This window comes from Vibrio sp. HA2012, from assembly GCF_002812955.1.
Classification (GTDB): Bacteria; Pseudomonadota; Gammaproteobacteria; order Enterobacterales; family Vibrionaceae; genus Vibrio.
Genome location: NZ_PFXK01000005.1, coordinates 122,648 through 134,913 on the forward strand (window position 1 = coordinate 122,648; position 12,266 = coordinate 134,913).

Below are 12,266 nucleotides of genomic sequence, written 5' to 3' on the forward strand. Positions count from 1 at the left end.
CCTTACCGGCTCCGCAGAAGTTGACTGAAGTTTATCAGTGTAATGGGCTGATGAACTGTGATCAATCCCACATAGTGGTAACGTTTACACAAATTCTTATGTTCATAGAAAACACCATCCAAAGATGCAGAGCAAACACATTGACGACCAAGATAAATCAGCCAATTAGACAATATTTTATATTGATTAACTACATAATCACCTCAACATGCACACCAGTAGCCATCAGATAAAATACCCCCTGATTGTGATAACGTTTACAAATAAATACACAGCAAGGGCAAAAAAATAATCACCACTAATACTGATTATGCATAACCCAAGTGTTTAAAGACTGGTTTTATTATAAAAAACGGCAGGAACTCATACTTTATGAATGATTTCTTATGCTTAGTATCTTATTGAATCTCTTTATTTTTCATCTAAAAAACTGGGAAAAAATCCAGTTTCAGTACTACACTTAAATGTAGGATTGTATATCCTGCGATATTTGCATTCGTCTGCACTGGCAATATGCTTATAAACTTATGTGCCAGTTTGATACGGAAGGTCAGCATGCGTACATTTAACCGTCATCCGACACCGATGCACTCCCACCCAAACCAGCTGGATTCCCTGCATCACGAGCTGGTGGATCTGCACCGCCGTGTAAGAACCAAAATTCCTCATGTGGACAGAATTGCTTTTGTTCAGTATGACACCAGCGATGAACTTTTAAAAACCTATGCCGAAAGTAATATCGGTACTGATTCGTTCTGCCATCATGAATATCCGCTGAAAGCCAGCCCGACCCTGCTTGAAATTGCTAACACTGGTACAACCCGGGTTATTGATAATATTCCTTCGACACTGACTCCGGACAATAAGCACTCCAGATGGCTGCTCGAAAACGGATTCCGTTCATCTTTTACTGTGCCTATCTATAACTTTCAACAATTTATAGGATTTGTATTCTTCAATTCCTATAAGAAAAATCTTTTTACCGAGCTGGTACAGAAAGAGCTAATCCCATTCTGTGACTTGATCAGTTTTCTGGTTAATGCCGAGTATTCTCTTCTGCATGCGATTGTTGCATCTGCCGATCTCACTAAAGAGCTGTCCCCCGGTTACAGAAAAGAGTCCAGGGAGCATGTGGAGCGGATCAGCCGCTATGCGAAATTAATTGCAAAAGATGTGGCAGATCTTTATGACCTGGATGATGAAATTATCGAAAACATTCACCTATTCTCCCGTCTGCACGACATCGGTAAAGCATCGATGCCCAATGAGCTGCTGCTGAAACCGGAAGCACTGCGACAGGATGAGAGAGAAAAAATGAAATGTCACGTACAGGAAGGACTAGCGATTGTAGACAGAATTATTGAGAATCTGGGAGCGCCTAAGCACCCAAGTATCGATCTGCTTAAAAGCATTATTTCCTGTCATCAGGAATTTCTTGACGGATCCGGTTACCCCAACGGCCTCTCTCACTCAGAAATTCCTGTTCCAGCACGAATTATTACGGTGGCAAATGTATTTGATGCATTAACCAGCCACAGACCGTATAAACAGGCTTGTTCGGTTGCTGCCGCACTGCTGGAACTGGAGAAAATGGTCTACAGCGGAAAACTGGATGAAAATTGTGTCTCAGCACTAAGGAATCATCAGGAATATCTGTTTGAAGTCATTCGGCAGTACCCTGAACACGATCCGAGCAGCAACATACATTAATCATCCGAACTTAGGCATTGAGGAAAACTGAGCAGCAAAATCGTTCAGAGAACCGGGAGCTCACTAATGTAACTCCGTTAGTGAGCTTTCTATTATTCGCTGATCATATCCACACGACGGTTCTGGCTTCGTCCTTCTGCTGTTTTATTGCTGGCTATCGGCTGCTCTTCACCACGGCTGACAGCCACCAAATCATCCGGACTCACCCCTTTCTCTTCCAGATACAACTTTACAGCGGCAGACCGCTTCAGACCCAGAGAAAAGTTATATCCGACAGAGCCGATACTGTCGGTATGCCCTTCAAGGATCAATTCCGAAGCATTCTGTTTCAGTCTGTCGGCAACCGACTGCAGGATATACCGGGAATCCTTACTCAGATTATGTCGGTCGAAATCGAAGAAAACTCGGGCAAGCAGTTTACCCTGTGCATAGCCCTGAACCTTGGCTTTTGTCAGCAAGTACTCGGCACATTCACTGCCTACACCGGCACTGACAGCTTCCTGAGAAACCAGTTCTATAGTGGCACGATAAGCACTGCTGGATTCCAGCAGATAAAAAGGCCCGCTAAGCAGGTTGACCTGTTTACTCTGGCCGATGACCACATTCTCTTCCGTGGAGACATCTTTCTGAGCACAGTAATAATGTAAAGCCCTGTCTACCTGACTGTCTTCCTGTTCACCGGCATAAACTGAACCGGCCAGTGACGATACAACAACTAACGCAAGTAGCGGAACAGCCTTTTTGTTAATAATCATAAGCTTAATTCCTGTTTTCTATTTATTTAATTATTAATACGTACACTTATTTTAAGTGGCCGATTTCTTCTACGATTAACTGGAGGATTTGATCCCGGATTTCATCGAAGTTTTCTGCTTTATAAACATTATCCTCACCAGCACAGTATTTCAGACCCTTATTAGAATAAACGTTATAATTAAATCCAATTACAGCTATTTTAGAATCAACGTCACTAATGCCATCATCATCCGTATCATCCGCATCTAATGTGTCTCTTATTTTTTCACACATTTTATATGTGCCATATAAATTTTCTGCAATAGAATTAGACTCGCTGGTATCTATTTTCCCCTTCCAATTTTTATTTCCAGTGTAGTTACCATATTCACCACCATCAGATAATACTATCATTAATTTTTTATTATTATTTCTGTTATTTTTAAGAACCTGAGCCGCTCTGATCACCCCTTGGAAAGACGCCGTATTACCGTCCGGGTCAAAATACTCAACTGTATTGTATAAAGAACTAACAGAAGTAATGGCATCTGGAACTACCACATAATAATACTCTGGCCTCCATGTTTTTATTATTGAACCTGAGTTAGTAAACAATCCATTAACAGTTGCCTGATAATTTACAGCTGTTTTATCTTCATTGAAAATTAAGTAATTATTCATATCGCAGCTATGGCCATCATTATCACATTCAGCTATTGCTTGCTCATAGGTACTGACACCAAGACTAAAAGGAACTAATGCTGCTGTATTTATATTCTGATTTAGTTCTGATAGTTGACTATTGTATTCATCAAGGACATCTAAAATATCCTTGATAACTTTTAATAATCCTTTGTATTTTTCTGTATTATTCCAGTTTTCAGACATCGATCCAGAAAAATCCGCAACAAATACCACATCAACAGTTTCATTCTGATATTTTCTGGCTACCGATTTAGAAGCCACATTAAAATTATCACCAAAAGAGAGATCACCGCCAAACCAGGTATCATGTTTAGTCTGGGCATTAACCGTATACTGGAAAAACAGCGGATTCGTACTGCTAGTGCTATATGTACAAGTACTGCCAGACGATGAATTACACTCTTTCCTTTCAATATTAATGGCCGTAATACTGTCCATATCCGTCATATACTGACTAATATAGGCCTTGGCTATCTGCTTATTAACATCACTACCGGAACCGGCAATACTTTCTTCAGTATCACTGCTACCACCGGATGAACCGTTACCAGAAGTTGATTCCTCATTGCTGTCATTATGCGCAGCAATCGCCAGACTGGCGGCTTCCAGCGCATCATCCAGCCGGGCACGATCCTGCATGGCCCGAGCACCATCCGTCCCCAGTACAAACATACCAAACAGTACCGGCACCATAAGCACAAACAGAATAGCCGCATGCCCTTGTTGTCTCAACATAACTAACGCCCTATGACCATAGCACTGGACTGAACTGTGGTAAATCCGTTATCCAGCAGACCAGCAACCAGATTATCGGTTTCATAACAGAGGGTAACCCGGTATATAGCACTATTCCGTCCCCATGAAGTCACAACGCTTAACTTTGTGTCTGAGTTATTTTCCAGTTGCTGCAACGTACTGGATACTGTGCAGCCATTATTCTTGGTATACGTCTTATAACCGCTGTCATTCGTTATTTCTTCAACCTGCATAGAAAAATTATTACTATTAAAATCGCCGATTGTTCTGTTCAGTGAATTTTTACCAACGGTATACAAAAGAGTAATATCACTCGATTCCAGCGTATAATCTTCCTTGTTGTACAACTGGGTTCTTTCTTTTGCCAAACTGACAAGAGAATAAGAAAGGCGGTCTAATTTTCCCTTTACAGAAAGTTTGATAATGATATCGGCACTAAACATCAGAAGAACAGCAAAAAATGCTCCGACAATAGCAAACTCTATTGAAAAAGTTCCTCTTTGTTTACCCATTGAAATCGAACTGGTTCCTTTCATATTCCTGCACCACAATTACTTCCCGGGAAAACACTGTTGTATCATCCAGAAAATAAGAAAACATACTATTGTAATCGTATTCAATATGATAAATAGCAATAGCTTTATTCGTTTCAGACTCACTACCACAGGAAAATTCACCATCAGAATCCGTAGAACAAACATCCGTAATTCTTTCTAACTCACTTAATGTATCTAAATATCTGACACCGACTTTAAAACTTTCAGGATCGACTAAATCACTGAGCAATGAATCATTGCTCTCGATTATTGATTTAAATGTGCTGATATAATTTTCCGTGTCCTTTTTTGCTTCCCGCGATGCTTTCGCAATAGCATAATCCCCCACAGAAGAGATATAAGACATATAACTCATTTCAACCCAGGTGGCCATCATTAGCCAGAAGACAAAGAAACCCAGTGCAAATTCAATGGCTACGACACCTTTCTGGCAGGTTCTAGTTTTTCGTGCCACTGCCTGCTCCCTGCATCTCTTCTGGCTGCTCCATTATTTCCTCTGGTTCCGGTTCAGTCAGCTCTTGCAATTCTGATGCTTCATCTGTCACTTGTTCGTTATTTTCAGTGACTTCTTCCGCCTGCTGAATATAATTTTCCAGCATCAGTGCCAGCATTTCTTCACTGTCAGACAAGCCTCTTTTTTCCTCAGAAACCGGTTGTTGGTTTTCTTCCCCAATAAGTGACACACTCTCCGCCCCGGGTTGTTCTGTTTCAGATATTTCCTTAAGTTCAGCAGTTTCTGTTTTCACTTCAGGAGTCATCACTTCAGGCTGTGGTACCACCTTCTTCGCGATATTGTCGGAGGCTTTCAGGCCAATAAACACCCTCTGAATGTCACCTGCTGTATAGTCCTGTTTTTTCAAAATATCTTCCACTGCCTGATAATTGCCCAGTTTGGTATAAGCAACGACCAGATTAGAAGCGACCTTCTCATCTGCCTGACCTTTCATATACAATGGTTGCAGCTTCTCAACCACCGCCTGATAATCTCCCTCAATCAGATCCAGTACCGCCAGATTATTTTTCACGATAACATCATCGTAATAATGGCTACGGGCCTGATTAAAGAAAGCTCTGGCCTCAACAAAATGACCACCTTCCGCCTGGATCAGCCCCATCAGGTTCTCTGCTTCCGGATAATTGCTTTTTGTCGCTAGTGCCTGATTCGCCTGTTCCGCTGCTTCACCCAGCTTTCCCTGAGCCAGTAATACCTTAGCCCGCAGAAAATGGATTTTTGCCTGCATATCCACAGTATTCTTAATCGATTCGGGCTTCTGCTTATGATCAGTCTGCTGGTCCGCTGACGGAAATTGACTCAGATGAAAATCCGCTGAGTCATAATCTTTCTGAGCAAGATACGCCTCTATCAGGCTGACCCTGACGTCCTGATCATCTTTTTCTTTTAACCGGTTTTTATACAACTGAATAAGCTGTTCGCGGTTTTTAGCCTGGATCAGCAGGGTTTCTTTCGATTCGAACGAAGACTTCTCTGCCCGCTCTTTCTGGCTTGAAGATGTTGTTGTGGCACAACCGGTCAGTGCCAGCAGTATCAAGAAAATAGAGACGGTTTTCTGCATCAGTTCATCAACCTCATCACACCGGGAGCCGCGATCAGTATCACTATCGGGATCATAATAAACAGGATTAGCGGTACCGACATCTTGGCCGATAACTTACCGATCTTTTCTTCCATCCCCAGCATCTGTACTTGACGAATATCCACCGCCAAGGTGGTCAGAACGCTGTATATGGAAGATCCGTATTGCAGACTCTGGTTCAGTGTCATAACAAAACTACGAATTTCCGTTGTAGGAACCCGCTTATACAGTTCATCCAAAGCTTTCTCCATACCGACAATCTGCGCCCGTTCCGTGGTTCGTTTGAGCATATAAGCCAGATCCCGGTCAAAACTGATCATCTCCTGAGTCAGATAACTCATCGCCGCTTCAATAGTCATCCCTGTCTGCACACAGACTCCCATCAAATCCAGCAGATAGGGTAATTGCCCGGATAGTTTCCGCCGGAGATGCCGGGTTCTCTGTGCCAGATACATATCCGGAAGAAGAATACTGACGACCAGCCAGCCACCCATAATGGGGAGCAGTTTTAGTAATGGATACCCCATGCTTACACCTGCCATGGCAATGGCAGCCAGCCCTAAAATCATAACGCCGTACTTAACCGGCATCAGAAGATGGGCATAACGGGTATCGTAAAAGCCTGCAGCAATAAATTTATCGCCAATATCCGATTCAGACGTAGAGAACAGTCCGGTGACGTATTTGCCGAGAGCGAGCATCCACGCCTTCTCCTGCTGGCTGTCTTCACTCTCCCGAATCCCAAAGCGACGCAGAACACTCTGCCGCCGATACTGTTCTACAGCAATATAAACCACCACGCTAAAGCCAATCAGCAATAGCCATAGTGCAACAATGGCCTGAATATTCCCTTGCTGAATAAGCCGCAGAATCGCTTCCATTATCCGACTCCCTTCATCAGACCCCAGACAATACTGATGCCGATAAATTCACTGACCAGTACATAGTAAAGAATCGGGCGTCCGGCCGGATCAAACATAACAAACTCGTAATTTTCCGGGGAAATGTACTGCATCAGAACCAAAAAAATACAGGGAATTGCCGCTACGATCTTTGCCGACATACGGGCTTCTGCCGTTAATGCATATTTCTTTTTATCTATGGCCCGGGCATCAAACATCAGACGGTTAAGCCGGGTCATGACATCTTTAAGCTGTCCACCCCGGTTCATATTGGCTCGTAAAGTGATCACAAAGAAATAAAATGACGGATAAGGAAAACGCTTACAGGAACGTTTAAATACTTCATCCGGGGTATCCCCCATTTGCAGTTTCTGCCCCATCTTTTTAAATTCGGCTCCCACTTCACCATCCAGCGTATTTCCAACATAAATGATGGCATGCATGATACTTTCACCGGAAGAAACCGCACTGGCCAGAATATTCAGTGCATCCGGAAAAGCATCTTCAAACCGGTTCCTTTCCCTTTTCTGCAGCCAGTTATAGCCCAAAAACAGCCCCATCAGGAACACGATAACCACCACCAGAAAAACATTACCGCGGATAAATCGCTGATTAATCTCCAGCCCTGCAAACACAAGGAGCCCCATAAAGACCACCATTTTTACAGCGGCAAAACGTCCTAACTGTTTTCCCAGGTTGTCTTTTCTGTCCAGCAGCTTCTGCCATCGGCTACGCTCTGTCAGTGTACTGAAATTCACCGCCTGTTCATCGTTACTCAGTGAATAGACAAGAACTGTTCTGTTGTACTCTTCCAGATAATTATGCTTTTTCTTTTTGCCGGACAATGCCGTAAAACACAACAACACTCCACCGGCAAATAAAGCCAGATACATAATCATATATTCCCCCTCGCCTGAAACAGGGAATTCAGTTGATCACTGAGGCCAAAAAAGCGGGCTTTTTCCACCAGCACAGAACGTTTCATCAGACCTGCCGTAATAAAATTACCTTCAACTTTTTCTGCGCCCGGATGCACCATCTCCGGCTTAAAGCGGAATATCTCTTCCATTACCACACTAGAGCCTTCCAGACCCACCACTTCTGTAATACTCATCACTTTACGGCTGCCGTCATGCAAGCGGCTGATCTGAATAATCAGATCAACGGCACTGACAATGGTGCGGCGAATCGCTTCCAAAGGCAGATTACTGGTTGCCATCATTACCATCGCTTCCACACGAGCCAGTGCATCGCGTGGCGTATTGGCGTGCAGGGTAGACATAGAACCATCGTGCCCCGTGTTCATCGCCTGTAGCATTTCGAAAGCTTCACCACCACGGCACTCCCCGACAATAATCCGATCCGGACGCATACGCAGGGAGTTGATAACCAGATCCCGCTGGTGAATGGCTCCGGTATTCTCGATCCCGGCATTCCGGGTTTCCAGACGCACAACGTGAGGCTGAAGCAGTTTCAGTTCTGCTGCATCCTCAATCGTTACAATCCGTTCTTTGTCCGAGATAAACTGTGACAAAGCATTCAGCATCGTGGTTTTGCCCGAACCCGTACCACCGGAAATCAGGATATTAAGGCGGCAGCGGGAAGCAATCATCAATAACTGAGCCATCTCCGGGCTCATCGCGCCGAATTCAACCAGCTTGGTAAAATCAATCGACTGTTTCTTAAACTTACGGATCGAGATAGAGGTTCCGTCAATAGCAATCGGCGGAATAACAATATTCACCCGGCTGCCGTCGGCAAGACGCGCATCGCAAAGAGGCTGAGAATCGTCCACCCGACGCCCCACCCGGCTGGCAATACGCTTGGCAATCTCCAGCACTTGGGCCTCATCAACAAAGTTGACCTTTACTTTTTCAACCAGACCGCCACGCTCAACAAATACATTTTCATGCCCGTTAATCATGATGTCCGTAATCGATTCATCTTCCATCAGCGGCTGTAAAGGCCCCAAGCCCTGCAGTTCATCCACCAGACTTTTTACATATTCATTACGCAACAGAGCTGGCACCGGAAGAGAATCCTTCTCCACCAGCATATCAACGGCTTTGGAAAGCTGCTGAGCCAGTTGGTCTGAAGTCAGGCGATTGATCACCTCGGGATCAAGGGCATCAAAAATCTGACGTCTTAAACTGATATATGTCTGTTTTGCATCACTCATGATAACGGCTACCTGTCATTGTCACTACTTACGTGAAAAAAGGCGAAAACTCGCTTCTTTTTCCTCATCTTCACCAACAATCAGAGAAGCCAGACGCTGTAACGCCTTAGAGGCTTTACCCTTTTGCTGACTGATCCTGTTGTTGTTCAGAATCATAGCATCTAGTTTTTTCACATAAGGAATCACAACATCAATTTTTTGATGCAAATATTTTTCTGCTTCCTGAAGGGTTACCGTAGCCGCATTCTGAGGGATGGTGTAGTTCATCACAGTAAACAGACGCAACGGTGTCTCCGGGTTTTTTATACCTGCAAGCTGCTGCCGGATCCGGGCGGCTTCCCTCAAACCGGAAACTGTCGGCGGAAAAATCAGAATAATGCAGTCGGAGGCCAGGGTAATTTCTTCCTGGTTAACGGTCTGCCGGACAACGGAGGACATATCATCAATAATAAAGTTTACATCCCCGGCCACCTGTTCAACGACAGCTCGGGTATATTCTTTAATATCACTGCATCCCATTCCCTGAGAGGTAAGAGACAGCACAGACAACATTTTGGTATGTTTGGTAATCAGACTCTGGGCAGAACTGTTATCAAGAGCGGATGAAAATGATCCCGGCCGGACATCCCGTTTTTCAAACTGAGTCATACCCAGCATAATGTCGATATTGCCGCCCAGATAATCATGGTCAACCAGCAGACAGGATGAACGTTTATTTTCAGAAAGCAGATGGGCAATTTCGGTACTGAGCATAGTTGTTCCCACACCACCTTTACACCCTAACACGCTAATATTTTTGGCTTTACGACGCTGCCCCAGTCCCCGGTTACGGTGACGGTTTTCATGTACGCTGATAACGAATTCAATCAGTTCATGTTTGGTGATCGGCCAGAACAGATAATAAAATCCCATCTGTTTAAGGTTACGAATCGTAGAGATCGCATCTTCACTGCCAATAACAATAACCGAAGCATCATTCGGCAGCAGATGGCCGATTCTTTCGGCATCCGTTGTAACGTCCTGACTTTCATTCAGCTCAATGATCACGATCTCAATATTTTCATGCCGGACATGGTCTTTGATCTGTTCATCGCTGTTCTGCAGCAGAACCGGTGTTACCAGTCCTTCAAAACGATAGGCTTCTTTGACCAGAGAACGGCACGTTTCCGTCTGGAAAAAAAGAACCGATGTGATTTCCTGCTGCTGTTCAGGTTCCGCTTCACCGGAACCTTTTTTAAGGATATCGACTAAGTCAAACACTTACTTACCATCCCTGAGCATTTTTTCCGGATTCACCATAGACTGCCAGCGGGCACCATCGGAATAACAGCCTTCCTGATTACGGCCGAAATTACCGACTTTTTCATAAGCACACACTTCGACCACAGCACGATTAACAATGGTTTCGAATTTCATATCGAACGGCTTCTCATCCGCTCCGGCAACGGCTTCTTTCACCGCCAGTTTATTCTCGTCCAGCCCTTGTCCAAGTAAGTAGCGGTAATAAGAATCCGCCAGTTTTTTGCCTGCCGGTGTATACCAGGTCAGATTAACCATTTGGGTAGTCACTTTGTCCCAATGGCTTTTCGTATACTTGTCCAGTTGCTCACGAGCCTTATCCTGCTTACCATTTTTGATACTGATACCCAGAGTGTAAGCGACAGGGACGATCTGAATTTCTGCCCCCTTACGCTCTGCAATGTGTTCAGCACAACCACTTAGCAGAGCCACGAAGATGATAGCAGTAATGATCTGTCTCATTGTTTAAACCCTCCGGTTGCCAGAACCTTATTCGCCCATATTCCTTCTGCCTTCTGATAAGAACCTTTAAGTGCAAAGAAACGACGCAGGTTGGGTGTTTTTTCCATCGTAGGTAACTGCACCTGAGACGGATGAACCGGCTGAACCAGATTGACGGTTGCCACAATAATCAGCTCAGTTTTTGTCCGGGTCGTTTCTGTATGGCGGAACAGCGCTCCGAGGATAGGAATATCACCGATATACGGGATACGCTGCAAAGACTCCCGATCTTCTGTACTGAGCAAACCACCGAGAATAAAACTCTGTCCATCACCCAGCTCCACAGTAGTCCGCGCCCGGCGGGTTTTCAGCGCCGGCAGATCATAGCTGTCACTGCTGTAGGTATTATCCAGTGCACTGACTTCCGGCATCAGAGACAACTTGATTTTGTCATCCCGCAATACCTTTGCCATCAGTTCCAGACGAACCCCGTACTCGCGGTACAGCACATTGGTGCCGCCATCAATAATGGTCACAACCGGAATTTCACCACCCGCCAGAAAACTGGCTGTTTCGCCGGAGATCACAGAAAGGTTGGGTTCTGCCAGCACCTGCCCGACATTATCGTTACCGATCGCCGTAATCACAGACACAATATCTTCCGCACTGAAGCTAGTTAGTTGATCGACAAAGATGCCGTTGGAATAGCCTGAGCTGCCCAGATTGATACCGAATTCTTCCAGAAACGAATGCGTAACTTCTGCAATAGAAAGCTTGACGTTCACCTGCTTGGTGGCAACGACTTCAATATTATTAACCAGACCTTTGAACTTATAGCGGCGCATAAAGTCCATCTCATAGTTTTCTTCACCCAGATCCCATTCTATGGTGCTGATTTCCGCCTCTTTACCCAGTAGTTCACCGGCCAGATTATAGATATCTTCCCGCTCCTGATCGGTCGCTACCGTACCGCTCAGTACCGCCTGATCGCCCAGATTGTAGATTTCTACATCCACATTCGGGAAACGCATCTGTATCTGTTGCTGAATGTGCACCAGACTTTTATTGACGACCAGCTTCCGGGACACCAGTGTTTTTCCGTCTTCATCAAAGATCAGCAGAGATGTACTGCCGATTTTCTTACCGAAAAATACAACCTTATGTTTTTCTACGACCTGATAGTCAGCGATATCCGGATTAGAGATAAACACAGAGCCAATCTCTGGTTCAACACTGATCGTCTGTGCATCGCCTTCAGACAAATTAACAATTTTCGCTGCCAGAGCCAGAGGAGCAGCCAGAAGCAGAGAAAAAGAGAGGATAATGTGTAAAGCCACTGTTTTTAAAGATAAAGGTATCCGACCCAGTTTAGGTTGCGCATCCATAC

Annotated in this window: 12 protein-coding genes; 1 reads left to right on the forward strand and 11 read right to left on the reverse strand. The window is 44.6% G+C overall.

From position 1 onward, the window contains the following. The first annotated feature begins 555 nt into the window (after positions 1-555). The gene (locus CSW98_RS10945) at positions 556-1,710 is read left to right on the forward strand and encodes an HD-GYP domain-containing protein (protein ID WP_232733513.1); all 1,155 of its coding nucleotides are present in this window, start codon (positions 556-558) and stop codon (positions 1,708-1,710) included. Positions 1,711-1,802: 92 nt separating this feature from the next. On the opposite strand, the gene CSW98_RS10950 is transcribed toward CSW98_RS10945, so the two are convergent. Genes CSW98_RS10950 through CSW98_RS11000 form a run of 11 tightly spaced genes read right to left on the reverse strand, consistent with a single transcriptional unit; the run spans position 1,803 to position 12,264 of the window. Further along, positions 1,803-2,465, reverse strand: coding sequence for an OmpA family protein (locus CSW98_RS10950; RefSeq protein ID WP_100800514.1), 663 nt, complete (start codon positions 2,463-2,465; stop codon positions 1,803-1,805). A 46-nt stretch (positions 2,466-2,511) separates the two neighbouring features. Continuing rightward, positions 2,512-3,885 (reverse strand): TadE/TadG family type IV pilus assembly protein, encoded by a 1,374-nt coding sequence (locus CSW98_RS10955; RefSeq protein WP_100800515.1) that lies wholly within the window; start codon positions 3,883-3,885, stop codon positions 2,512-2,514. Positions 3,886-3,887: 2 nt separating this feature from the next. Next, complete coding sequence (gene tadF, locus CSW98_RS10960) at positions 3,888-4,442, reverse strand: tight adherence pilus pseudopilin TadF (RefSeq protein ID WP_100800516.1); 555 nt, start codon at positions 4,440-4,442, stop codon at positions 3,888-3,890. Beyond that, on the reverse strand, positions 4,411-4,917 hold the full coding sequence (locus tag CSW98_RS10965; RefSeq protein WP_100800517.1) for a TadE/TadG family type IV pilus assembly protein: 507 nt from the start codon (positions 4,915-4,917) through the stop codon (positions 4,411-4,413). The genes tadF and CSW98_RS10965 overlap by 32 nt, the downstream gene beginning before the upstream one ends. Beyond that, positions 4,901-6,037 carry a tetratricopeptide repeat protein gene (locus CSW98_RS10970; RefSeq protein WP_100800518.1) on the reverse strand — a complete coding sequence of 379 codons (1,137 nt, stop codon included), beginning with the start codon at positions 6,035-6,037 and terminating at the stop codon, positions 4,901-4,903. The genes CSW98_RS10965 and CSW98_RS10970 overlap by 17 nt, the downstream gene beginning before the upstream one ends. Further along, positions 6,037-6,939, reverse strand: a complete 903-nt coding sequence (locus CSW98_RS10975; protein WP_100800519.1) for a type II secretion system F family protein — start codon at positions 6,937-6,939, stop codon at positions 6,037-6,039. Before CSW98_RS10975 ends, CSW98_RS10970 begins: the two co-directional genes overlap by 1 nt. Further along, positions 6,939-7,859 carry a type II secretion system F family protein gene (locus CSW98_RS10980; RefSeq protein WP_100800520.1) on the reverse strand — a complete coding sequence of 307 codons (921 nt, stop codon included), beginning with the start codon at positions 7,857-7,859 and terminating at the stop codon, positions 6,939-6,941. Before CSW98_RS10980 ends, CSW98_RS10975 begins: the two co-directional genes overlap by 1 nt. Continuing rightward, positions 7,856-9,139: a TadA family conjugal transfer-associated ATPase gene (locus CSW98_RS10985; RefSeq protein WP_100800521.1), complete on the reverse strand. Its 1,284-nt coding sequence runs from the start codon at positions 9,137-9,139 to the stop codon at positions 7,856-7,858. The genes CSW98_RS10980 and CSW98_RS10985 overlap by 4 nt, the downstream gene beginning before the upstream one ends. A 24-nt stretch (positions 9,140-9,163) precedes the next feature. After that, positions 9,164-10,399 carry a CpaE/TadZ family protein gene (locus tag CSW98_RS10990; RefSeq protein WP_100800522.1) on the reverse strand — a complete coding sequence of 412 codons (1,236 nt, stop codon included), beginning with the start codon at positions 10,397-10,399 and terminating at the stop codon, positions 9,164-9,166. Further along, positions 10,400-10,900 carry a hypothetical protein gene (locus CSW98_RS10995; RefSeq protein WP_100800523.1) on the reverse strand — a complete coding sequence of 167 codons (501 nt, stop codon included), beginning with the start codon at positions 10,898-10,900 and terminating at the stop codon, positions 10,400-10,402. After that, complete coding sequence (locus CSW98_RS11000; RefSeq protein ID WP_100800524.1) at positions 10,897-12,264, reverse strand: type II and III secretion system protein family protein; 1,368 nt, start codon at positions 12,262-12,264, stop codon at positions 10,897-10,899. The genes CSW98_RS10995 and CSW98_RS11000 overlap by 4 nt, the downstream gene beginning before the upstream one ends. Between the last annotated feature and the right edge of the window lie 2 nt (positions 12,265-12,266).

Excerpts from the sequence above, each read along its gene's own strand:
- CSW98_RS10945 (WP_232733513.1), top strand. The coding sequence starts at position 556 with ATGCGTACATTTAACCGTCATCCGACACCGATGCACTCCCACCCAAAC.
- CSW98_RS10950 (WP_100800514.1), bottom strand. The coding sequence starts at position 2,465 with ATGATTATTAACAAAAAGGCTGTTCCGCTACTTGCGTTAGTTGTTGTA.
- CSW98_RS10980 (WP_100800520.1), bottom strand. The coding sequence starts at position 7,859 with ATGATTATGTATCTGGCTTTATTTGCCGGTGGAGTGTTGTTGTGTTTT.
- CSW98_RS10975 (WP_100800519.1), bottom strand. The coding sequence starts at position 6,939 with ATGGAAGCGATTCTGCGGCTTATTCAGCAAGGGAATATTCAGGCCATT.
- tadF (WP_100800516.1), bottom strand. The coding sequence starts at position 4,442 with ATGAAAGGAACCAGTTCGATTTCAATGGGTAAACAAAGAGGAACTTTT.
- CSW98_RS10955 (WP_100800515.1), bottom strand. The coding sequence starts at position 3,885 with ATGTTGAGACAACAAGGGCATGCGGCTATTCTGTTTGTGCTTATGGTG.
- CSW98_RS10985 (WP_100800521.1), bottom strand. The coding sequence starts at position 9,139 with ATGAGTGATGCAAAACAGACATATATCAGTTTAAGACGTCAGATTTTT.
- CSW98_RS11000 (WP_100800524.1), bottom strand. The coding sequence starts at position 12,264 with ATGGATGCGCAACCTAAACTGGGTCGGATACCTTTATCTTTAAAAACA.
- CSW98_RS10995 (WP_100800523.1), bottom strand. The coding sequence starts at position 10,900 with ATGAGACAGATCATTACTGCTATCATCTTCGTGGCTCTGCTAAGTGGT.
- CSW98_RS10970 (WP_100800518.1), bottom strand. The coding sequence starts at position 6,037 with ATGCAGAAAACCGTCTCTATTTTCTTGATACTGCTGGCACTGACCGGT.